Source organism: Microbacterium sp. SL62, from assembly GCF_026672635.1.
Lineage (GTDB): Bacteria > Actinomycetota > Actinomycetes > Actinomycetales > Microbacteriaceae > Microbacterium > Microbacterium testaceum_A.
In genome coordinates this window covers 2,426,388-2,448,476 of sequence record NZ_JAPPRM010000001.1, presented here as the reverse complement: position 1 = coordinate 2,448,476, position 22,089 = coordinate 2,426,388, and the positions used below count along the sequence as shown (strand labels likewise).

The window sequence follows — 22,089 nt, the reverse complement described above, 5'->3', positions numbered from 1 at the left end:
TTCGAGGACATCGACAAGCTCACGGGTATAGTGCTTTAGGGATGCGCCCAAAGGGTTCACTAGCCGTATCTCGGCAACGCGCCGTCTTGTTCGGACATCGCTCCATCCGGATGGCCGAAGCTGGCTTGTCCAGCCGTCTATCGCTCCACGAAGGAGTCCGGAAAGCCGTCGACGGGTATCTCGCTTGGCGGCTCGCACAATCAAGCGCGCGAATGTTGCAATCGATGCAATCACCGCCAGGTCTGCTCGGCCTTGCGTCCGCCAGAACAGGACCCGATTTCTCGCAGCGAAGTATGGGGGAGTCGAACCAGTCGTTTGGCTCGCCCGTGCGTCTACGGCGACCAGTACGGGTCCACCTTCGGAAATTGCGTTAGAGAAGTGAATATCTTCCCAGTACAGGAAGTAGCGCTCATCTAACGCCCGGTAGGTAGCCTCCTCATTCCGTGCTAGATAACAGCAACCATCGAGCCAGGTTGCCGCAACAACTGGATGGGCCGGTTGATGAACGCGGTGGCGTGGGGCGCCGAACCTTGTGAGGACCCCGCCGTAAGACCACACTTTCCTTGTTTCCGCGTTGTACAGAGCGGGTCCGACTTGAGCGGCATCGAATTCCTCGCGGACATCGATCATTCGACGTACCGCGCCTGCCGCGATCTGAACCTCGTGAGTTGCGAAGACAATCAACGGGGTCGACTGTGGCACTGCGCTCATTCCCAGACGCATTCCACCCGCGTACCCGCGATTCGTGGGCGAGGTGATCAATCTGACCCGTGAGTCGGTCATATCGAGGGCTGCCGCGCACACACCGTCCGCGGAACCATTGTCCACGACGATCACGACTTCTGGCGGGGGTTCCTGTGAAAGAAAACCCTTAACGGTTTGTGTGATTCCAACTCCGTGTCGGTAGTACAAGATGACTACTGCGTAGTTGTCAACCAATGAATTTTCTTCCGGTTTTGGCCCGCTCTACAGCGTCGGACAACGTGTTCTCGTAAGCGCTATTGACCCGTTCCCATGTGTATAGCTCTTCAGCCCGCATGCGAGCTTCCCTGCTGAAATGATCTTGCTTGGCGGGATCCGCAAGAAGCTCGTTGATACTCGTCTCGATACTTTCGGGCGAGGGCGCGGTGAAGAAAGCAGCCCCTCCGAGTACTTCACGGTTGAAGACTGTGTCCCGGGCGACCGTTGGTGCGCCAAGCATCATTGCTTGCACAAGCGCGGGGTTTGTTCCACCGACGCTGTGCCCGTGGAAGTACACGGCCGCGTTCTTCCATAGCGAAAATAGCCGGTCGTCATCGTGCACATGCCCAAGCCAATGAAAGTTTGAGTTCGTTTCACTCAGGTGTCGAGCTCGTTCGTCCAGTTCGCTCCCGTAACCGGATGATCCGACGAGAACGACGGGCGTTTGTCGAGCTAGGTTCTCGGCAGCCTTGAGGAATTCTGGGATTGTGTTCTCTGGAACCAGCCGGGCGACGGCTAGAACGTATCTTCCGGCCGCAAATCCCTCCGCGAATTGCCTGCCGGGGGAGTCTACGCCGCCGTACGGAATCCATGTCCCTTGACGTTTAAATGTGTCGCTCCAATACTCACCTATCGCCTTGGCATCGAAAATCAAGGAGTCGCCGAACTTTGCCGTCATGCGCGCTCCACTGTAAAAAACGCCTCTCGCCAGTCGGCCCCATTTTTCTCGGGTCCATTCCAGCCCGTCGACGTTGACGACGGAAGGGATGTTTCGGGCTCGAAGAAGTGGAAGCCAGAATCCGTTTGCCACATTCATGACTAGTGCTACATCAGGTTTTTTTGTTGCGGCGTGCATCGTGCTGGTCAGGCCATATGACAAGGTGCTTAGGGACTTGGATTCGAATCCGGGTGTGTTGATTGATGTGACTGCGCGATCTCCTTTCGTCAGCAATTTCGACTGACTGGTTCCTCGCCCGTATACAGAAACATCCCATCCCCGTGCGCTGAGGTAAGGCGCGAGATGACGCACTGCTGTCTCGAAGCCCCCGTAGTAACTCGGGTAGCCACGTGTGCCAATCACGCATACAGACGGCATTCAAGTCCGCTTTCTTGTCGACGCTATCTTTAACAATTCTGTTCAGATAAACCAAGCCGCATTGCGGTGCGCGTCAAGGACGTATTTCGTCTGGTTGCGTGCGCCGATTTTTTTCGCGGGTACCCCGCCTACTATGGTCCAGTCGTCCACGTCTTTGGTTACGACTGCGCCCGCTGCCACCACTGCTCCCTTGCCAATCGTGACTCCGGGAAGAATGATTGCCCTCATGCTAATCCAAGCGTGATCTCGGATCTCTACGGGGCCACCAGCAATGTCGAAGGACGGGCTTTGAGGATCGTGTTGCAATGTCCAGACGCAAGCTTCGCTGGAGAAGTTGACGCTCTTGCCGATCTTTATTCCTCGGCGTCCGTCCAAGATGCACCCCGACCCAATGATTGTGCCGGCGCCCACTTGGATTTGCCGAGCGTCTCGCACATCCCGCAACATGTAGATGTGCGCTGCAGGGTGCAGTTGCATGCCGAACCCGAACCGCAGGACGCACGATCGAATCGTCGCGGACGGTAGTCGCAGCGTTACTGCCATTGCCACTGCGTACATTCCCTCCGCGAGGCCTCGTATCGCGCTCCGAGCTGGACTGGGAAGCTTTCGGAGGCTGGCGATTGCCCCTTTTCTTAGGTCAATCCCGCGGTTGGTCACTGCGTCGCTCCGAATGCGTCGCGGGGGTTCAAGCTCTGCGTGGTGCTTGGCTGGGGGGCGTGGACACCCCTAGCGCACGCCTTGGTGTACGAGTGCGCCGTCTCGCGCACTGCTCGGAACCGGCCACCGCCATAGCTCATGATTCCTCCGTTTGAACCGCTAGTGCATTCACGAGTCGAGCCCATTCTTCATTATCCGAAATGCCCGACGGCCTTACGTCTCCGCGTTCGCGGCCTCGGGGCGCGTGCCCTCGTCTCGCTGAACGGTAGCAGTATGCAATGGTGCGCCAGATCACTCGTGTATGAACGTCACATTTCGGCCGGGAGCTGGCTCGCTTTCTGATGCGAGACGGGAGGCGGATCTTTGGGCGGGATCCTGGTGCTGGCGTGCTTCGTGCGTACGTCGTCGAGGCCGCCGACTCGCCGAGATTGGTCTATGGGAGAAAGCGAACTCGCTGCATAACGTCCCCGATCCGGGGACGGGCGGCATCCTCATTGCGTGTTCAGAGCAGACGGGGCATGCCGTCTCGCGCTCGAGACGATTCTGATCCAGCTTGGCTTCGGAGTGGGCCATCCATATGGCGGAGGTGACGGCTCAAGCGAGTACTCACATGCGGTTGGGGAGGGCGGGCGACACGGGGAATATCGTTGCGATCGTGCTCGCTCGGCGGCCGTCGATGCCTACCCACTAGCCGCTGACCATGCTCAGCGTTCAGGGAATTTGAGAGCGTTGATGCTCGTCGCGGCTCTCGCCGCCGCCGGCCCGGCGGCCGCCAACCAGCAGTGCAACTCGCTCTGGAAGCTGGCGAGAGCCCGCACTGCGTCTTCGAGCTGCTGGAGCCTCAGGATCTCGCCTCTCAGAGGGCAGGGTGACTCAGCCGAACGTCGGCGATGCTCTCGAGCCTCGAAGATCCCTCGTGGCTGCGGCGCCGTGGGTGGAGCATCGCTGCTTTCCGGCCGCTTCTGACATCACGCCCGATGCCTTTCAGTGGCCGGCCGTAAGTGCGTGGCGAGCGCGAGGTCGGTCGACAGAGTTCAACGACTAAGCGGATCGCCCTTCGATGACTTCCTGAGTGCAAGCCACGTAGGACGGACCGCCTCGCGTTCGCGTCGTCGGACCCGCACGAGCCTCGTACTCCCTTGCCCGTTTCGTCGACCGCTCGCAGGTGCAGTTGATCTGCTTTGCGCAGTGCTCCCCGCTATCCGAGATTCGTGCCCACGCGGCTCCAGGTGATTCGGCGAAAGCGCGAGCCCGGCGGTGTTGACGTCCATTATCCTGGCGCGTCGTTGAGCTGCGCGGCATCGCCAGCAGCGCACAGCGAGGTGCCGGAGAGGTCATAGAGGGCGGGACCAGTGCCGAAGGACCTCCGTTCCGCCGGCCCTCCTGTCGCGTAGACCACAGGTATCGGTTCTTCGACGAGTCGAACTTTCATCTCAAGACCTTTCCAGTAGTCCCGGATGATCTCGGCGTCTGCAAGATGATCCGCGCCGGGCTGAGATCCGATCGTGGCTGAGGTCCCAGCGTTTCCGTCGGAACCGCACGGCGCGGCCACCGGTGACGCTCCGACGTGCGTCCATGTGTGTCCCGGCAGCTGGGCTGCCGTGGCATCCATCACCTTCGATAGCTGGTCGCGTTCGCGTTCGGCTGTCGACGCTGTCCCGTAACTGCGCCGCAACCCGTCAGGACCAGGACCCCGGTTAGTGCCGCGGCTACCACAGCAAAACTAAGGCTCAGTAACGTTCGCCGAGGCGACGGGGCCGGGAAGAACGGCAACACACGCTCAGCGTAGACAGGGCCGAGTCCGTTGGTGCGCCCTCTGTTCAGTCGCTGCGTGCGCTCGATTCCGCCGCGCCGCGCATCAAGTGGGCTGGACCCGGGCTAGGGTCGGACTCCCGCACGAGGAAAGGCAGAAGGCCCCGAATCTTACGATCCGGGGCCTTCTTCTTGTTGCGGGGGCAGGATTTGAACCTACGACCTCTGGGTTATGAGCCCAGCGAGCTACCGAGCTGCTCCACCCCGCGGCACAAGAGAAAACATTACCCGCAGATGAACGAAGCCGCAAATCCTGGCGCTCCGCCCGGGAGTGTCGCGAGAGAATGGCCCGGTGAGCAGCAATATCGACGATCTCGACGACGGACGCCCCGAAACGCCCGCCCAGCGTGCCGACCGCAACTGGAACGAGATTCTGCAGGAACTTCGGGTGCTGCAGACCGGTACGCAGATCCTCACCGGCTTCTTGTTGGCGCTGGCGTTCCAAGCCTCCTTCGCCGAGCTCGACCCGGCCCAGCGGGTGTTCTACCTGGTGCTGATCTGTCTCGCGGCGCTCAGCGCGGTTGTGGCCCTGGCGCCCGTGGCGCTTCATCGAGCGGTGTTCCACCTGCAGGTCAAGCCGGCGCTCGTGCGGGTCGGGCACAACGCCCTCCGGGGAGCGCTCGCGTTGGTGTCCCTGCTGCTGGTGGGCGTCGTGGCCTTCGTGTTCGACGTGGTCGTGGGATTCGGTGGGGCAGTGGCGTCCGGGGTCGTGCTCGGGGCGATCATCCTCGTACTGTGGATCGTGGTGCCGGTGTACGTCCGGCGCCGGGGGAGGCAGAGCGCGCGATGAGTCACGACACCGTCGGTATCGCCGTCGCGCAGTTCGCCCCGTCTGCTTCTCGCGCGGGCAATCTGGCCGACATCTCCGATGCCGCTCGCACGGCCGCGTCTCGAGGCGCGCGGGTCGTCGTGTTCCCCGAGTACTCCAGCTACTTCGTCGACCCGTTCGACTCCTCACTCGCCGAGAACGCCGAGGACCTCGACGGCCCCTTCGTGCAGGCTCTCGTCGCCCTGGCCTCCGAGCTCGACATCGTCGTGGTCGCGGGTCTGGTCGAGCGCGCGGACGACGGCCGCCGCGTGCGTAATGCTGTCGTGGCGGTAGGCGCTGATGGCATTCTGGCCGTGTATCGAAAGCTCCACCTGTACGACGCTTTCGGTCAGCGTGAGTCCGACTGGGTCGAGCCGGGCGAGATCGCGCCTCCTCAAACATTCGAGGTCGACGGGCTGCGATTCGGCCTCATGACCTGTTACGACCTCCGGTTTCCCGAGGTTGCCCGCACCCTCGCCGACGCGGCCGTCGATGTCGCGCTCGTGCCTGCTGAGTGGGTGCGCGGCCCGCTCAAGGAGCACCACTGGAAGACGCTGCTCACCGCGCGTGCGATTGAGAACACATTCTTCGTGGCTGCAGCGGATCATCCGCCGCCCCTCGGCGTCGGACACTCGATAATCGTCGACCCGCAGGGCGTGACGCTCGCTCAGGTGGGGACGGCGACCGACGTGGCGGTGGCGCACGTCGACCCGGCGGCGATCGCTCGCGTGCGGCGCGTGAACCCGGCGCTCGAGCTGCGGCGGTATCGGGTCACGCCGCGCTGAGCGGGTCGCGGGGCCCGAGACAGGCTCAGCCACCACCCGCCTCAGTTGAACGTCATCCCCGCCAACCGCTCCGCCGCATCCTCCAGCACCTCCACCCGCTTGCACGCGGCGAAGCGCACCAGGGTGGCGTAGTCGCCGCGGTGCTCCGGTGTGACGAAGGCGGTGAGGGGAATGCCGACCACTCCGGCGCGGACGGGCAGCTCGCGGCAGAACGCGTCGGCGTCCGTGGCGCCGAGTGGGGCGGCATCCACCACCGTGAAATACGAGCCCGCGGGGGAGGACACGTCGAACCCCGCCGCGCGGAGCCCCGTGCCCAGCAGGGCGGCCTTGGCGGCCATCTCCGACGCGACCGAGGCGAAGAAGGCACCGGGCAGGCGCAGGCCGACGGCGATCGCCGGTTGGAAGGGCGAGCCGCCCACGTAGGTCAGGTACTGCTTGACCGCGAGCACGGCCGACACGAGATCGGCGGGGCCGGTGACCCAGCCGGTCTTCCATCCGGTCAGCGAGAACGTCTTGCCGCCCGACGAGATCGACAGGGTCCGCTCGGCCGCCCCGGGGAGCGTCGCGATCGGCACATGCGGCCCGTCGAACACGAGGTGCTCGTACACCTCGTCGGTGACGATGATCGCGTCGTGCCGGTGGGCGAGGCGCACGACCTCGTCGAGCACCTCGCGAGAGAACACCGTGCCCGTCGGGTTGTGCGGGTCGTTCACGAGGATCACGCGCGTGCGATCGGTGACGGCGGATGCCAGGCGCTCGAGGTCGGGCTGGAAGTCGGGCCACCGCAGGGGCACCGGCACGAGCTTCGCGCCCGAGAGGGCCACGCAGGCGGCGTACGAGTCGTAGTAGGGCTCGAAGACCACGACCTCGTCGTCGGGGGAGTCCACCAGGGCGAGCAGGGTCGCGGCGAGCGCCTCCGTCGCCCCGACCGTGATGAGCACCTCGCGCTGCGGGTCGAGCTCGATCCCGTAAAAGCGCTGCTGGTGCTCGGCGACGGCGGCCAACAGGTCGGGAAAGCCGCGCCCCGGCGCGTACTGGTTGACGCCCGACGAGATGGCCGCGCGGGCGGCATCCAGCACCGCTTCGGGCCCGTCCTCGTCGGGAAATCCCTGCCCCAGGTTGAGAGCCCCGGTCGCGGTGGCGAGGGCGCTCATCTCGGCGAAGATCGTGGGGACCGACGAGCCGTCGGGAGCGAGCAGGCCCGCGCCGCGGGCGGTGCGCTGCCAAGCGCCGGGGATGTGTCGCATGGATCCAGGATGCCGCACGGCGCGCCGGCGCAAGCGGGAATGCCTCGCGGTCCCTTACTGCTAGACCCATAGAGAGGGCCCACGCCCGTCATAGGTGGTCCACAGGATTGGTGGTCATCGTAGAAGCACCTGGAACAAGGAGCATCCCATGAGCGACAACACGGACAACCGCCCCGCGGGCGACCACAACAGCCACCTCGACAACTCCGCCGCGAACGGCGCCGTTCCCGCGTCGCCGCAGCCCGAGTCCACCACCCCCGCTGCGCCGCGTTACGACGTGCCGCCGGTGCCCACGCGTTCGCCGGCCTCGGCCGCCGCCGCCTGGCCCCCGCCCGCCGCCGGCACCGCACCGCAGCACCCCGGTTATGCCTCGGCCCCCTCGGGTGCGACGACGCCGACCGGTCAGGCCTTCGGCCCCGCCGCCACTGACGCGCACCCCACCCTCGCGATGCCGTCGTCGACGTCCACCGCCCCCCGCAAGAAGAGCTCGGTGCCGCGCGTCGCGGCCCTTCTCGTCGCGGCCGCCCTCGTCGGCGGTGGCGCGGGCCTCGGCGGCACCTACGCCGGCCTCAACCTCTGGGGCGGCTCCAACACCTCGGCGGCGTCGGGACCCTCGGCCATCACGGTCAACAACCCCGACAGCGTCAACAACACCTCGGCAGTCGCCGCGAAGGTCGTCCCCAGCGTCGTCACCATCAGCGCGACGGCCGGGCAGTCGGGCGGCACCGGTTCGGGCGTGATCCTCAGCCAGGACGGCTACGTGCTCACCAACACGCACGTGGTCACCCTCGACGGTCAGAGCGGCAGCGCCAAGATCTCGGTCACCACCTCGGACGGCAAGGTCTACTCGGCCAAGGTCGTCGGCACCGACCCCACCTACGACCTCGCCGTCATCAAGCTCGACAACGCCTCGGGCCTGACCCCCATCGAGTGGGCCGACTCGTCCAAGCTCAACGTCGGCGACAACGCCATCGCGATCGGCGCCCCGCTCGACCTGCCGAACACCGTCACGACCGGCATCGTCAGCGCGCTGAACCGTTCGATCCAGGTCGCCTCGTCGGCCGCCCCGAGCGACGGCACCGACCAGCAGCAGCAGGAGCCGGGTCAGGAGAGCCCGTTCCGCTTCGACTTCGGTCAGGGCCAGGAGCAGCAGTCCGCCAGCCAGACGATCAAGATCGCCGTCATCCAGACCGACGCCGCCATCAACCCCGGCAACTCCGGCGGAGCGCTCGTCAACAACGAGGGCAAGCTGATCGGCATCAACGTCGCCATCGCGAGCGCCGGCGGATCGTCGTCGGGCGGACAGTCCGGCAACATCGGCGTCGGCTTCTCGATCCCCTCCGACATCGCCAAGCGCATCTCGCAGGAGATCATCGACAACGGCTCCGCCACGCACGGCCTGCTGGGTGCCTCGGTTCAGGATGCCGCCTCCATCCAGGGAGCGACCACGACCGGTGCCTACATCGCCGACGTCTCCAGCGGAGGGGCGGCGCAGGCTGCCGGACTCCAAAAGGGCGACGTGATCACCAAGGTCAACGGCATCCCGGTGACGAACTCCATCGACCTCACCGCCCAGGTGCGCGCGCTCGCCGCGGGCAGCAAGGCCGAGATCACCTACAACCGCTCCGGCCAGGAGAAGACCGCCGAGGTCACCCTGGGCTCGATGCCCACGAGCTGACCTGCTCCGAGCAACGAGAACGCCACCCCGCCAGACAGTGCGGGGTGGCGTTCTCGTGAGGGAGTGAGCCGTCAGCGCAGGGGCGCCAGGCGCCCGATCGCGGCGAGGGGGATACCCACCCAGTCCGGGCGATTTCGCGTTTCGTAGATCGCTTCGTACACGGCCTTGTCGAGTTCGAACGCCTCGAGCAGGGGATCGTCGTCGGTGCGGGGGCGACGCGTCGTGTCGGCGTATCCGTCGAGGAAGGCCTGCTGCGCGGCGATGACCCACGCGCGCACGGCCTCGCCGTCGTCGTCGGCCACGGCACCCGAGACGTAGTCGAACGAGCGGAGCATGCCGGCCACATCGCGGACCGCGACATCGGGCTGGAGGCGCTCGTTGATCGGACGGAGGGGCTCGCCCTCGAAGTCGAGGAGCACCCATCCGTTCGAGGGCGTGTCGAGCACCTGACCGAGGTGCAAATCGCCGTGAATTCGCTGCAGAGCAGGCCATTTCGCGGCTAGAGCGCGGGCGTAGACGTCGCGGATCTGCTCCTCGTAGGGCTGCAGAGCGGGCACTTCCCCGAGCGCGATCGTCAGTCGTCGCTCCCAGGCACCGGTGATCGCGGAGCGGTCGGCCTCGCTCGGATCGAGGGTCGAGAACTGCTCGGCGAGCGCCACGTGCATGCCGGCGACGCTCGCTCCGAGGGCGTACGCGCGGTCGGCGAAGTCCTCTCCGGCGGCCGCGGCGTCGAGCGCGACGCGCCACGCGTCTTCGACTCCCTCGAAGAATTCCTGAGCGAAAGCGAGCGACCCGCTGACCGGAACACCCTCGGGCGTCATCCAGATTCCGCGGACTTCGCCGATCGCTCCGGGCACGAAAGCGGCCCCTCCGGCGGCGAGAGCGGACTGCAGCTCGACGTCAGGATTAATCCCCGGGTTCACCTGCCGGAACAACTTGCAAATGACGGGTACACCCGGCTCTTCACCCTCGGGCCGGTAGATGATCGAGGTGTTCGACTGCTCGCCGCTCAGCACGCGCGCGGTCATCTGCGGAGCCAACGCCCGCCCGCCCGTCGCCCCGAGCGGAATACCCCGGAACCCGTCCTCGTCCGAACCCACCTCGCCGCCGACCGTCACCAACGCGTACAGCGCATCGGTGAAGGCGGGGTCGGTCGTGGCATCCGTCCACACGAGCCCGTCGTCGGCGGCGCCGATCAGACTCCCGGGAGGAACGGACCCCTCCGGCCGGCGCGCAACCGGCACCTGGTACACGATCGCCGGTTGCACGGCTTCGTCGCGCACCAGCAGCAGTCGCGCATCGGCGGCATCGAGCGGCCAGTCGGCCACGAGAGTCAGCCGCGGATCGCGGCCCTTCGTGCCGTACCAGCGCTGACGCGGCATCCAGACAGCGAGGAGATCGAGGAGGTCGCCCATGTCGCGAGGCTAACGCGCGGGTCTTCGCATCGCGAAGGTCTTGCGCGCGCCCCCGTGTCGATGAGAAAGGGTGAGCCTCAGGATGCCGACGTGCGGTCGTCGTCGCCCGCGTCGAGCTCCGATTTCTCTGGGCGGTTCTTGCGCCCCGGGAGGGCCTTGCGGGCCAGCGAACCCGTACGGCGACCGGCCCCGGCGATGGCGTCACCGACGCGGCGGACACCGCCCACCGCGGCGCGTTCGAGCCGCTCGCTGCCGGGCGTGGGCTCGAGGTCGGCCGGGAGCGCGAGCGGGGGAGTGCCGAACGCGCGACGAGCGTTGACGAGTACGCGACGGCCAAGGATGTGGTTGCCCGCACCTCCGACGACGGCGCCGACGCCGAACGGCAGCGCCTTGCCGATCCATGAGGCACCGCCCCGCGTGGCGAACTGTCGCACGAACGTCGTCTTGAGGCGGTCGACGAGCGGCCCGACCATGGCGCGGGGGAGCGTCTTGGTCACCATCTCTCCCCAGTAGCTCGAGCGCGAGACGCCGCGACCGGCGGCCTGCGACGCCAGCTGCGACACGAGGTCGATGCCCTCCTTGCCGAGCATGAGCGCGAGCACCAGAGCGCGGGCGCGGTCGGGGTCTTCGACGACGACCCCGTGCACCTCGGCGACCGACTGCGCATACAAAGCCGTCGCCTCGAGGAAGCCCACGGTCTCGACCCCGCTCAACGCGAGCGTCACGCCCGTGCCGATGCCGGGCACCACGGCCGTGGCGCCGACCGCAGCTCCACCCGTGGTGACGGCCGCGAGATAGCGGCGCTCGAGGATTCTCAGGATCTCGTCGACGGTGGCATCCGGATGCCGCAACCGCACGCTGCGCAGATGCGCGAGCACCACGGGTCGCTGCACCGAGAGCACGCGATCGAGCAGACGGATGGTGCGCGGGTGCTCCTCGGACCCCACCGGCGGGAGGCCGCCTTTCCAGGGGGCGTCGTCGGGCAGGGTGTGGATGCGGTGCACCTTCTCAGCCATGCCTCCATCCTCACCCCGGTGGCGATTTGGCCGGGGGCGGTTGACGGCGCGGCGGAGCGGCTCCCGAAGCGCCGAGCGGCGTGAGGGGTCGGGAAGCGACAGGATTCGACCTTTCATGCGGAGCAGGACGGAAAGCCGGCCGGATGCCGAAAACGACGTCATCCGTTCAGATGAAATGTTTCGCACTGGTCGCCGGGCCTTTCGTTATCTGTGAGTGTGTGCGGCGCGCGACCAGGCGTCGGTCGGTGTCGGAGGGGGTTGGTAGTTTGGTGCGATGACAGCGTCGCTGCCGGTGCCCCCCGAAAAGTCCTCTTCAGATACCGAGGGCGCGTCGGCGAGCGCCGAAGCCTCGATGTCGCCCCCGCCCAAGCCCCGCGCTCCGCGGACGACGACCCCGCGTGCGCCCCGGCGCCCCGCCGCGGCGACGGCGTCGGACGACGCCGAGTCCGAGTCGGCCACGGCGCCCAAGCCGCCGGCGAAGCCGCGTGCCCCGCGCACGACGGCCGCGCGCGCCGCGTCGGGCACGTCCGCGACCGCCCGCACGGCCGCCGCGAAGAAGCCCGCCACCCCGCGAAAGCCCGCTGCCCCGCGCACCACGGCCGCGTCGAAGGCCGCGGGTGCGAAGCCCGCCGCTGGAGCGAAGCCCGCCGCTGGAGCGAAGCCCGCCGCCGGAGCGAAGCCGGCGGTTCCCAAGAAGCCGGCCGCCCCGCGCCAGACGGCGGCGGCGAAGGCAGCCGCGGCGAAGGCTGCAGCTCTCGAGGCTGCCCAGGACGAGGCGACGACGAGGGCGACCGATGCGGTCGCGCCGAGTGTCGGCATCCCTCCGCTGCTTCCCGATGACATCGTGGTGCCCCCGCGTCCGCCGCTGCCGGGTGCTGAGCCCTCGGGCGAGGCCGCGCCGGCTGAGGTGGTGGTCGAGGAGCCCGCTGGTGACTCTGCGGCTGCGCCGGAGGCGGCGGTCGGGGAGCCCGCTGGTGACTCTGCGGCTGCGCCGGAGGTGGCGGTCGGGGATCCTGCGCCTGAGCTGGCTTCGGCTGGGGCGGCTGATGCTGACCTGGAACCGGCGGATGCGGAGCCTGTGGCTGATCCCACGCCCGCCGATGTCGCCGTCGAAGAGCCCGTGGTCGAGGCCACGGACGCGTCGGTGTCCGAGTCTGGGCCCGTCGACGCGGCGGAGCTCGAGCCCGCTGAGGCGTCTCCGTCGGAGTCTGAGTCTGCCTCGGCGCTCGCCGCCGAGCCGGTCGCCGAGATCGTCACCGAGAAGCCGCTCGAGGACGACGCCCGAGCCGAGGTCTCGGGCGACGCGTCGAGCGCCGTCGCCGAGTCCGCCGGAACCTCCGACATCGACGACGCGGCCGAGCCCCACGACCCGGCCCCCGCCGACGTGCGCGTGGACGAGGTCGCGGCGGGGTCGGACGAGTCTGAACTGCTCGTCGAGAGCGTCGCCCCCGACGGAGCGGACGCATCGGCCGAGGCCGAAGAGACGCCCGAGCCCGAGACCGCCGTGTTCGCTGCCGTCTCGGCTGAGCCGAGCGACGACGAGGCGAACGATGACGCCGCCCACCACGGCGACGACCTCGAGCCCGCCGCGGTCGTGGCTGCGCCCGCGGTCGATGGGGTCACGGCATCCGCTGATGAGACCGCCGTCCCCGCTCTCGCGCTCCGGACGATCACGAAGAGCTTCGGCGAGCTGCGGGCGGTCGACGCGATCGACCTGACCGTTCCCGCCGGTGCGTTTTACGGTCTGGTCGGCCCCAACGGTGCCGGCAAGACCACGACCCTGTCGATCATCGCGGGACTGCTGCGACCCGATCGCGGCACCGTCATGATCAACGGCGTCGACGCGGGCAAGCGCTCGCGCGAGGCGAAGAAGCTCATCGGCGTCCTGCCCGACCGGCTGCGCACCTTCGACCGACTCACGGGCCGTCAGCTGCTGTCGTACTACGGCGCCCTGCGCGGGCTCCCCGCCCCGCTCGTCGAGAGCCGCACCGCCGACCTCGCCCGCGCGTTCGACCTCGTCGAGGCGCTGTCGCGTCCCGTGTCGGACTACTCCGCCGGTATGACCAAGAAGGTCATGCTCGCCGGCGCGATGATCCACTCGCCGCGCCTGCTCGTGCTTGACGAGCCGTTCGAAGCCGTCGACCCCGTCTCAAGCGGCGTCATCCTCGACATCCTCGGCACGTACGTCGAACACGGCGGCACGGTCATCCTCTCGAGCCACGGCATGGAGCTCGTCGAACGCGTCTGCTCGCGGGTCGCGGTGATCGTCTCGGGTCAGGTGCTCGCCGAGGGCACCGTCGACGAGGTGCGCGGCGAAGGAACGCTCGAGGAGCGCTTCCGCGAGCTCTCGGGTGGGCTCGGCGACGTGGAGGGCCTCGAGTGGTTGCACACGTTCTCCGCCTGAGGCTCGCCATGATGCTGGGCGCCCTGCGGGGCGACCGGCGCGAAGTCATCCGGCGTGCCATCGGCGTGGTCATCCTGATCGCCGCCACCGTCGTGGCCGCGATGAGCGCGGCCGGTCTCGCGGATGCCAGCAGCCTCACCACGGCCGTCGTCACGGTGCTCGCGGGCTCGGCGGTGACGCTCGGTTTCGCGGTCGGTCCGCCCGTCACCGCGTCGATCGACCCCCTCGACCCCCGGCGCTTCGCCGTCGTCGGCCCCGAACCCCGCCCCCTGGCCGGAGCGCTCCTGCTGGCCGGCTTCCTCAGCGTCCCCGTGCTCGTGGTCCTCACCCTCGGGGTGAGCCTCGCGGTCGCGTGGGGCGCTCACGGAGCATCGGCCTGGGCGAGCGTGGCATCCGTGGTCCTTGGGCTCACGACATGCGTGCTCTTCGCGCGGGTGAGCATGGCGCTCGGCGCTCTCGTCCAGCGCCCCCGGCAGTCGCGCGAGCTCATCGGGGTGTACCTGGTCGCCGTGCTCGTCGTCGTCGTGCCCGTGGGTGTCTTCCTCGGTTCGCTCGAGTGGCGCGGCGCCGTGCCCTCGCAACTCGCGTCGGCCGCCGAGGTGCTCGCGTGGACGCCGATCGGCGCCGCGTGGGGCATCGCCCTCGCGCCCTCGGCCGGAGCCGCCGTGGGAAGCTTCGTCGTGGCCCTGGCCACCGTGCTCGTTCTCGCCCTGGCGTGGTTCGCGCTCGTCAACACCCTGCTCACCACGACCCGCCGCCCCATCGCTGTGCGCGAGCGCGGCGGTCTCGGGTGGTTCGCGATCCTGCCGGGAACGCCCGGGGGAGCGGTCGCCGCCCGCAGCCTCTCGTACTGGCTGCGCGACCGTCGCTACATCGTCAACGTCATCATCGTGCCGATCGCCGCCGTCGTCTCGACGGTGCCGTTGCTGGTCGCCGGGGTGCCGTTCGAACTCGCCGTCCTCTTGCCGGTGCCGATCATGGCGCTGTTCTTCGGCTGGCTGCCGCACAACGACCTCGCCTACGACTCCACCGCGCTGTGGATGCACATCGCCAGCGGCATGCGCGGGGCTCCCGACCGCATCGGACGACTCGTTCCGGTGCTGCTCATCGGCATCCCGATCCTCGCCATCACCCTGCCGCTCGCCATCGTCGCCCACGGGCGCTGGGCCATCTTCCCCGCCATGGTCGGCGTCTGCGCGGCGCTGTTCCTGGCCGGGCTCGGACTGTCGAGCATCTCGTCGGTCGTCGCGCCCTATGCGGTGTCGCGGCCCGGTGACAGCCCGTTCCAGCAGCCGCAGCGCACGGGCTCGGGTGGCGTCGTCGCCCAGGGTCTCGTGATGGCCGGAGCGATCGCGGCGGCCTCGCCCGCGGCGTGGCTCACGTGGCAGGCGATCAACGGTCAAGAGATCGATTCGATGCTCGCTCTCTGGGTCGGCGTCGGCGCCGGAGCAGTCGTGCTCGTCATCGGTGTCACCGTCGGTGCGGCGCTGTTCGAACGTCGCGGAACCCGGCTCATGGAGTTCGCCGAAGCGACCTGACCTCGCCTCGCACCGACCGCTCGGGGCGTACCGCGGCTACACTGGCTCTCCATGAGCACGCCTCTCGACAGTCCTGACAGCGGGGGTCTCGCGACCCTGGATCGTGAGCTCGAAGAGCTCATCCGCGAAGAGAACATCGAGCCCGGTGATCACGAGCGCTTCTCGCATTACGTGAAGAAGGACAAGATCCTCGAGTCCGCCCTGAGCGGCAAGCCGGTGCGTGCGCTGTGCGGCAAGAAGTGGACGCCGGGGCGCGACCCCGAGAAGTTCCCCGTCTGCCCGCAGTGCAAAGAGATCTACGAGTCCCTCATCAACTGAGGGTTTCTCACCCCGCGTGAGGGGTCAGAAAGTGTCGCCGGCGCTGACGCACAGCGACACTTCCTGACCCCTCACGCGCGTTTCGGACCTGGTGCGCGAGGCACCTTGCTTCACTTGCCGCACTTTGTCGGTGCGCGCCCCGCCCGGTGGCCATTCGCGGCAACCCAACCCGGTGAGGGTGGCGGACTCGCGCGCCATGGCCGCGCCCCGCTTCACTTGCCGCACTTTGTCGGTGCGCGCCCCGCCCGGCCGCCATTCGCGGCAACTCAACCCGGTGAGGGTGGCGGACTCGCGCGCCATGGCCGCGCCCCGCTTCACTTGCCGCACTTTGTCGCTGCGCGCCCCGCCCGGCCGCCATTCGCGGCAACTCAACCCGGTGAGGGTGGCGGACTCGCGCACGCGCCACGGCCGCGCCCCGCTTCACTTGCCGCACTTTGTCGCTGCGCGGCCCGCCCGCCCGCCATTCGCGGCAACTCAACTCGGTGAGGGTGGCGGACTCGCGCGCCACGGCCGCGCCCCGCTTCACTTGCCGCACTTGGTCGCTGCGCGGCCCGCCCGCCCGCCATTCGCGGCAACTCAATCAGCCAAAGTCCCTTGCGCGCGTGGCTCACCTGCCGTGGGCTACGCGCACGCGGCGACAGTTTCTGACCCCTCACGCGCGGCGGGGCGGGCGAGCGCGGCTCACTCGGCGTTGCGGTACTCCGTCGGGAGCGCGGGGTCGGCCTTGCTCAGCGCGAGGGCGCGCACGGGCAGTTCCTCGCGAACGCGCGAGTGATGAGCCCGAGCGGCCTGCACTCCCGCTGCGCCGAGGGAGGCGGCATCCGCTTCTCCGTCCTCCATGAGCGCGGTCTGCAGCGCACGGGCGTCGGGGTGCTCGGCCGCGGTCGAGAGCTCTTCGAAACCGTCGCTGACGATGATCAGCTCCGAGGTCGCGGTGCCCGCGTCGAGGGTGCGGAAGGCCGCCTTGCGACCGCCGTGCGAGGCCTTCTGAGCGGATGCCTTGGCTACACCCACCCACGAACCGTCCGCGGCCTCGCGTGCGACGAGTTTGAAGACCAGGCCCGCCGTCGGAACGCCCGACCCGGTCGCGACCGAGGTCCCGACGCCGTACGAGTCGACGGGGGATGCCGCGAGAGCAGCGAGCGCGTACTCGTCGAGGTCGCTCGTCACGGTGATCCGCGTGTTCGTCGCGCCGAGTTCGTCGAGCAGCGCCCGCACCTCGCCCGCGACGATGGGCAGGTCGCCGGAGTCGATGCGGACCCCGCCCAGCTCGGTGCCCGCGACGCGGACGGCCGTGCGCACACCCTCGGGGATGTCGTACGTGTCGATGAGCAGGGTCGTGCCGGGGCCGAGGGCATCGACCTGCGAGCGGAAGGCGTCTTCTTCGGTGTCGTGCAGCAGCGTCCACGCGTGGGCCGCGGTGCCCATGGTCGGAACTCCCCAGCGGCGACCGGCCTCGAGGTTGCTCGTCGCCGAGAACCCGGCGATGTACGCCGCGCGGGCGGCGGCGACGGCGGCCTCTTCGCTCGCGCGCCGGGAGCCCATCTCGGCGAGGGGACGCTCGCCCGCGGCCACGGTCATGCGGGCGGCGGCGGTGGCGACGGCGGAGTCGTAGTTCAAGATGCTCAGGGCGAGCGTCTCGAGCAGCACCGCCTCGGCGAAGGTGCCCTCGATCGTCAGCAGCGGCGACCCGGGGAAGTAGACCTCGCCCTCGCGGTATCCCGTCACCGAGCCGGTGAAACGGTAGTCGGCGAGGAAGTCGATGGTCGTGGCATCCACCACCCGGTTGTCGCGCAGGTAGCGCAGCTCGTCATCGCCGAAGCGGAAGTCGCGGATCGCCTCGAGCAACCGCCCCGTGCCCGCGACGACGCCGAACCGGCGCCCGCCGGACAGGCGGCGACCGAAGACCTCGAACACGCAACGGCGCGAGGCCGTGCCGTCGCGGAGCGCCGCGTCGAGCATCGTGAGTTCGTAACGGTCGGTGTGCAGGGCGGTGCTACGGCTCATTCGATCAGCCTATTGCGGCCCGTTCTCGGGCGTCGGGTCACCCGCGACCCCTTGACGGGTCGGTGCGACACAACCCAGGACTTTCGGCCGACGCGCCCTGTCGACGGGCGTCGGAGGAGCGGGAGGATGCCGACATTCCTGCATTCTGGTGGCGTGCGCGGGATTCGGAACGGTCGCGGCGCCGCCTGGCGGTATATGCCCCCCGCACGCACAACGCAGGAAATACGGTGGCGGGCCTTCGACGAGCCGCGGCGGCGGGGAGGAGGGATGCCGAATCTCCTGCGTTGTGTCCGCGGCGACGCTGTCGACACCCCCGCAACCCACCCCACCCCCGCCCGATAGGCTGGGTCCCTATGAACGACGCGCCGATCGGGATCTTCGACTCAGGAGTCGGAGGCCTCACCGTCGCCCGCGCGGTCTCTCAACAGCTGCCGCGCGAGTCCATCCTCTACATCGGCGACACCGCGCGTTCGCCCTACGGCCCGAAGCCCATCGCCGACGTGCGCAAGTACTCGCTAGAGGTGCTCGACACCCTCGTCGAGCAGGGCGTGAAGATGCTCGTGATCGCCTGCAACACGGCGTCGTCCGCCATGCTCCGCGATGCCCGCGAGCGGTACGACGTGCCCGTCGTCGAGGTCATCGGCCCCGCCGTCCGCACCGCGATGTCGACCACCCGCAACGGCCGCATCGGCGTGATCGGCACGGTCGGCACGATCGGATCCCGCGCCTACCAGGACATGCTCGAGGTCAACGCGAACCTCACGGTGTTCGCCGAGGCCTGCCCGCGGTTCGTCGAGTTCGTCGAGGCCGGAGTCACCGACTCACCCGAGGTGCTCGCCACCGCCGAGCAATACCTCGCCCCGCTCCGCCACGCCGGCGTCGACACGCTCGTGCTCGGCTGCACGCACTACCCGTTCCTCGAGGGAGCTATCAGCTACGTGATGGGTCCCGACGTGAGCCTCGTCTCGAGCGACAGTGAGACCGCGAAAGACGTCTACCGTCAGCTCGTGTCGCGTGATCTCCTCGCGAGTCCGGATGCCGTGCCCACCGCCCGCTACGAAGCCACGGGATCATCGGCCGACGACTTCGTGCGCCTCGCCCACCGCTTGATGGGTCGCGAGGTGCGCGAGGTGCAGCTCGTGCAGACCGGCGCCATCGACCTGCCGCGCTGAGGCGTGGCATCCATTTCCCGTTCCTCTGGAGGACTCATGACCCGCAAAGACGGTCGCACCAACGACCAGCTCCGCCCCGTCACCATCGAGCGCGGCTGGTCGGCGCACGCCGAGGGCTCGGCTCTCGTCACCTTCGGTGGCACGAAGGTGCTGTGCACCGCGTCGTTCACGAACGGCGTGCCGCGCTGGCTGACCGGCAAGGGCAAGGGGTGGGTCACCGCCGAGTACGCGATGCTCCCGCGCGCGACGAACAGCCGCAACGATCGCGAGTCGATCAAGGGCAAGGTCGGCGGTCGTACGCACGAGATCTCACGCCTGATCGGTCGCGCGCTCCGCGCTGTCGTCGACACCAAGGCGCTGGGCGAGAACACCATCGTCATCGACTGCGACGTGCTGCAGGCCGACGGTGGCACGCGCACCGCGGCGATCACGGGTGCGTATGTGGCCTTGGCGGATGCCATCGCCTGGGGCCGCGAGAAGAAGTTCATCGGTCAGCGCGCAGAGGTGCTGCGCGACTCGGTCGCGGCGGTGTCGGTGGGCATCATCGACGGAGAGCCCATGCTCGACCTCGCCTACGTCGAGGACGTGCGGGCCGAGACCGACATGAACGTCGTCGTCACCGGCCGTGGCCTGTTCGTCGAGGTGCAGGGCACCGCCGAGGGCGCGCCGTTCGACAAGCGCGAGCTCGATCAGCTGCTCGAGCTGGGTGTGAACGGCTGCGCCGAGCTGCGCGGCATCCAGACCTCGGTGCTCGAGGGCTGACATGGCGCGCATCGTCCTGGCGACGCACAACCCGCACAAGGTCGAGGAGTTCCAGGCGATCGTCGCCGAGGTGCGCCCCGACCTCGAGGTGATCGCGTACGACGGGCCCGAGCCGGTTGAAGACGGCGTGACCTTCGCCGCGAACGCGCTGATCAAGGCCCGCGCGGCCGCGGCGCACACGGGTCTGCCGGCGCTGGCCGACGACTCGGGCGTGGCGGTCGACGTACTGGGCGGATCGCCGGGCGTCTTCTCGGCGTACTGGGCGGGACACAAGAAGGACGCGACCGCCAACCTCGAGCTGCTGCTCGACCAGCTGTCGGATGTCGCCGACCCGCATCGCACGGCGCAGTTCGTGTCGGTGATCGCGCTGGTGCGTCCGGACGGCGGGGAGCAGACGGTCGAGGGCCGTTGGCCCGGGCGTCTGGCGACGGCACCCGCCGGCCCCGGCGGTTTCGGCTACGACCCGATCTTCATCCCCGACGGCCAGCCCGCGGGCGAGGAACGGACCGTGGGGGAGTGGACGGCCGCGGAGAAGAACGCGGCATCGCACCGGTCGCGGGCGTTCCGCGAGTTGGCGCCACTGCTCGAGACGCTCTGAGCGAGAGCGACACCCGTTCTCATTCCCGAGTTGCTCGAACCGACGCGGCCGAGGCTGTGCCCGATCTAGCCTGGAGCTATGCACGATCACGCGCCCTCCGGTGGCATCCGGGATGCCAGCGATAGGCGCCTGCTCGCGACCGCCCTGGCCCTGACGGCCACGGTGATGGTCGTGCAGGTCGTGGGCGCGATCCTGACCGGATCGTTGGCGCTGCTGGCCGACGCGGCGCACATGTTCACCGATGCCGCAGCCCTGGTGGTGGCGCTGATCGCCACCGCGATCGCCGCGCGCCCGGCGGATGATCGCCGCACGTTCGGCTACCAGCGCGCCGAGGTGCTGGGAGCCCTGGCGAACGGCGTGATCCTCCTCGTGCTGTGCGCGTGGATCGGCGTCGAGGCGGTGCAGCGCCTCCTGATCCCCGCCGAAGCCGAGGTACAGGGCGGGCTCATGCTCGTCGTCGCGATCGTCGGTCTCGTGGCCAATGCGGTGTCGATGTTCCTGCTCTCGCGTGCGCAGAAGCGCAGCATCAACGTGCGCGGGGCCTACCTCGAGGTACTCGGCGACCTCATCGGTTCGGCCGCCGTGATCGTTGCCGCCATCGTGATCGTGACGACCGGATTCACGCAGGCGGATGCCATCGCCTCGCTATTCATCGCCGTGATGATCGTGCCGCGGGCCATCGGACTTCTGCGCGAGGTCGTGGTCGTGCTGACGGAATCGGCGCCCGTCGGCGTTCACGTCGCCGAGATCCGCGAGCACTTGCGTGAGGCGGACGGCGTGGTGGACGTGCACGACGTGCACGTGTGGCAGCTCACGCGTGGCGCCCCGGTGTTCAGCGCGCACGTCATCGTCGAGGACGCCGCCCTGACCGATGGGCGCGCGGCCGCGATCCTCGCGTCGCTGCAGACGTGCCTCGCCGACCACTTCGACGTGGAGCACTCGACGTTCCAGCTCGAGCCCGCAGGTCACGTGGAGCACGACTCGCGGCACGCGTGAACTCCGCCGCGACTCGACCTTCCTCGGACAGCCAGCACCCCGACAAGCGGGTGAAGGCAGAGCTGGCTCAACCGCGTCGAGGGTGAAACCGCGGGTGGATTTTGCGTCTAAAACCCTTGATTTTCCGCGCCTCCGCGATTTCGAGGGTCGAAGTGGACGCCATCCTGACGTGTGCCCTCTCCTCGCTTCGCCGCGTCCGTCGCGGTCCTTCTCGCCCTCGTCGGCGCTCTGACGCTGTCGCCGATCGCCGCCCGTGCTTCGGGTCCGGTCACCTCCGTCAGCGCCGGCGACGTCGACGGAGACACTATTCCCGACACGATCGAACGCCTGGTGTGCGGCAGTTCGACATGCGCCACGGGCACAGAGGACGTCGACGGTGACGGGATCGCCGACGCTGTCGAGGTTGCGTCGTGCGGGACGACGCGCTGCGCAGATCCCCGCGCCGACGCGGACGGCGACGGCATCCCGGATTTTGTGGAGCGACTGGTGTGCGGTTCCGACATCTGCACATCCGGCCGTGAGGATACGGACGGTGACGGTGTCCCCGACTGGGTGGAATTCGTCATCTGTGGGACCGCGACGTGTGCGACCGGCTCGGAGGACCTCGATGGTGACGGCGTCGCCGACGCGGTGAGCCTCCAGGCGTACGCGCTTTACCGGCAGAAACTCGCGACGACGGGTCAGGACGGGGATGGGGTTCCCTGGGCGGTCGGTGTCGGGGCGGCATTGATCTTGTGCGGTGCGGGCGCGCTGGCGGTGCGCGCGCACCGCCGCCCGAGACGTGACGCCAGCGAAGGTGCGGAGGTCCGCGCGTGAGCAC

19 protein-coding genes, 1 tRNA gene and 1 pseudogene are annotated in these 22,089 nt (G+C 68.4%); 11 read left to right on the top strand and 10 right to left on the bottom strand.

Annotation, left to right across the window (positions count from 1 at the left end):
* Nucleotides 1-564: 564 nt before the first annotated feature.
* The 4 genes and pseudogenes from OVA26_RS17420 to OVA26_RS11750 all read right to left on the bottom strand — a co-directional run.
* Nucleotides 565-912 (bottom strand): annotated as a pseudogene (locus OVA26_RS17420) (glycosyltransferase family 2 protein); the annotation flags it as partial.
* Nucleotides 913-931: 19 nt separating this feature from the next.
* Nucleotides 932-2,056 carry a glycosyltransferase gene (locus tag OVA26_RS11760; RefSeq protein ID WP_268104177.1) on the bottom strand — a complete coding sequence of 375 codons (1,125 nt, stop codon included), beginning with the start codon at nucleotides 2,054-2,056 and terminating at the stop codon, nucleotides 932-934.
* A gap of 42 nt (nucleotides 2,057-2,098) precedes the next feature.
* Entirely contained in the window at nucleotides 2,099-2,599 is a 501-nt protein-coding gene (locus OVA26_RS11755) for an acyltransferase (RefSeq protein ID WP_326493366.1), read from the bottom strand.
* Nucleotides 2,600-4,660: 2,061 nt separating this feature from the next.
* Nucleotides 4,661-4,734, bottom strand: a tRNA-Met gene (locus tag OVA26_RS11750).
* Nucleotides 4,735-4,817: 83 nt separating this feature from the next.
* Here OVA26_RS11750 and OVA26_RS11745 point away from each other — a divergent pair.
* Both OVA26_RS11745 and OVA26_RS11740 read left to right on the top strand, forming a co-directional pair.
* Nucleotides 4,818-5,315 carry a DUF6328 family protein gene (locus OVA26_RS11745; RefSeq protein ID WP_268104176.1) on the top strand — a complete coding sequence of 166 codons (498 nt, stop codon included), beginning with the start codon at nucleotides 4,818-4,820 and terminating at the stop codon, nucleotides 5,313-5,315.
* Nucleotides 5,312-6,118 (top strand): carbon-nitrogen hydrolase family protein, encoded by an 807-nt coding sequence (locus OVA26_RS11740; RefSeq protein ID WP_268104175.1) that lies wholly within the window; start codon nucleotides 5,312-5,314, stop codon nucleotides 6,116-6,118. The genes OVA26_RS11745 and OVA26_RS11740 overlap by 4 nt, the downstream gene beginning before the upstream one ends.
* A 41-nt stretch (nucleotides 6,119-6,159) precedes the next feature.
* Here OVA26_RS11740 and OVA26_RS11735 read toward each other — a convergent pair whose 3' ends face one another.
* Nucleotides 6,160-7,365, bottom strand: a complete 1,206-nt coding sequence (locus tag OVA26_RS11735) for an aminotransferase class I/II-fold pyridoxal phosphate-dependent enzyme (protein ID WP_268104174.1) — start codon at nucleotides 7,363-7,365, stop codon at nucleotides 6,160-6,162.
* 148 nt (nucleotides 7,366-7,513) lie between these two features.
* Between OVA26_RS11735 and OVA26_RS11730 the strand changes: the two genes are divergently transcribed.
* A complete protein-coding gene (locus tag OVA26_RS11730) occupies nucleotides 7,514-9,043 on the top strand; it encodes a S1C family serine protease (protein WP_268104173.1) in 1,530 nt (509 codons plus the stop codon).
* 71 nt (nucleotides 9,044-9,114) lie between these two features.
* Here the strand turns inward: OVA26_RS11730 and OVA26_RS11725 are convergent, their stop codons facing one another.
* The 3 genes from OVA26_RS11725 to OVA26_RS11715 form a co-directional block, all read right to left on the bottom strand.
* Complete coding sequence (locus OVA26_RS11725) at nucleotides 9,115-10,458, bottom strand: maltokinase N-terminal cap-like domain-containing protein (protein ID WP_056230562.1); 1,344 nt, start codon at nucleotides 10,456-10,458, stop codon at nucleotides 9,115-9,117.
* A gap of 77 nt (nucleotides 10,459-10,535) precedes the next feature.
* Entirely contained in the window at nucleotides 10,536-11,474 is a 939-nt protein-coding gene (locus OVA26_RS11720) for a hypothetical protein (protein WP_268104172.1), read from the bottom strand.
* Nucleotides 11,475-11,678: 204 nt separating this feature from the next.
* On the bottom strand, nucleotides 11,679-12,293 hold the full coding sequence (locus OVA26_RS11715; protein ID WP_268104171.1) for a hypothetical protein: 615 nt from the start codon (nucleotides 12,291-12,293) through the stop codon (nucleotides 11,679-11,681).
* 259 nt (nucleotides 12,294-12,552) lie between these two features.
* On the opposite strand from OVA26_RS11715, the gene OVA26_RS11710 reads away from it, so the two are divergent.
* From OVA26_RS11710 to OVA26_RS11700, 3 genes are read left to right on the top strand one after another with little or no spacing between them, the layout of a single operon-like run.
* Nucleotides 12,553-13,878 carry an ABC transporter ATP-binding protein gene (locus tag OVA26_RS11710; RefSeq protein ID WP_268104170.1) on the top strand — a complete coding sequence of 442 codons (1,326 nt, stop codon included), beginning with the start codon at nucleotides 12,553-12,555 and terminating at the stop codon, nucleotides 13,876-13,878.
* 8 nt (nucleotides 13,879-13,886) lie between these two features.
* Entirely contained in the window at nucleotides 13,887-15,416 is a 1,530-nt protein-coding gene (locus OVA26_RS11705; RefSeq protein WP_313957583.1) for a hypothetical protein, read from the top strand.
* 51 nt (nucleotides 15,417-15,467) lie between these two features.
* A complete protein-coding gene (locus tag OVA26_RS11700; protein ID WP_056230575.1) occupies nucleotides 15,468-15,734 on the top strand; it encodes a DUF3039 domain-containing protein in 267 nt (88 codons plus the stop codon).
* 24 nt (nucleotides 15,735-15,758) lie between these two features.
* Here OVA26_RS11700 and OVA26_RS11695 read toward each other — a convergent pair whose 3' ends face one another.
* Nucleotides 15,759-16,133, bottom strand: coding sequence for a hypothetical protein (locus OVA26_RS11695; protein WP_268104169.1), 375 nt, complete (start codon nucleotides 16,131-16,133; stop codon nucleotides 15,759-15,761).
* A gap of 282 nt (nucleotides 16,134-16,415) precedes the next feature.
* Nucleotides 16,416-17,741: a nicotinate phosphoribosyltransferase gene (locus OVA26_RS11690; protein ID WP_268104168.1), complete on the bottom strand. Its 1,326-nt coding sequence runs from the start codon at nucleotides 17,739-17,741 to the stop codon at nucleotides 16,416-16,418.
* 353 nt (nucleotides 17,742-18,094) lie between these two features.
* Between OVA26_RS11690 and murI the strand changes: the two genes are divergently transcribed.
* The 5 genes from murI to OVA26_RS11665 all read left to right on the top strand — a co-directional run bounded on the left by murI (nucleotide 18,095) and on the right by OVA26_RS11665 (nucleotide 22,085).
* Nucleotides 18,095-18,913 carry a glutamate racemase gene (gene murI / locus OVA26_RS11685; RefSeq protein ID WP_268104167.1) on the top strand — a complete coding sequence of 273 codons (819 nt, stop codon included), beginning with the start codon at nucleotides 18,095-18,097 and terminating at the stop codon, nucleotides 18,911-18,913.
* Nucleotides 18,914-18,949: 36 nt separating this feature from the next.
* Complete coding sequence (gene rph / locus OVA26_RS11680) at nucleotides 18,950-19,675, top strand: ribonuclease PH (protein ID WP_056230582.1); 726 nt, start codon at nucleotides 18,950-18,952, stop codon at nucleotides 19,673-19,675.
* Nucleotide 19,676: 1 nt separating this feature from the next.
* The gene (gene rdgB, locus OVA26_RS11675; protein WP_056230584.1) at nucleotides 19,677-20,273 is read left to right on the top strand and encodes an RdgB/HAM1 family non-canonical purine NTP pyrophosphatase; all 597 of its coding nucleotides are present in this window, start codon (nucleotides 19,677-19,679) and stop codon (nucleotides 20,271-20,273) included.
* 78 nt (nucleotides 20,274-20,351) lie between these two features.
* Nucleotides 20,352-21,269 (top strand): cation diffusion facilitator family transporter, encoded by a 918-nt coding sequence (locus tag OVA26_RS11670; protein WP_268104166.1) that lies wholly within the window; start codon nucleotides 20,352-20,354, stop codon nucleotides 21,267-21,269.
* A gap of 330 nt (nucleotides 21,270-21,599) precedes the next feature.
* Nucleotides 21,600-22,085 (top strand): hypothetical protein, encoded by a 486-nt coding sequence (locus OVA26_RS11665; RefSeq protein ID WP_268104165.1) that lies wholly within the window; start codon nucleotides 21,600-21,602, stop codon nucleotides 22,083-22,085.
* Nucleotides 22,086-22,089: the final 4 nt, after the last annotated feature.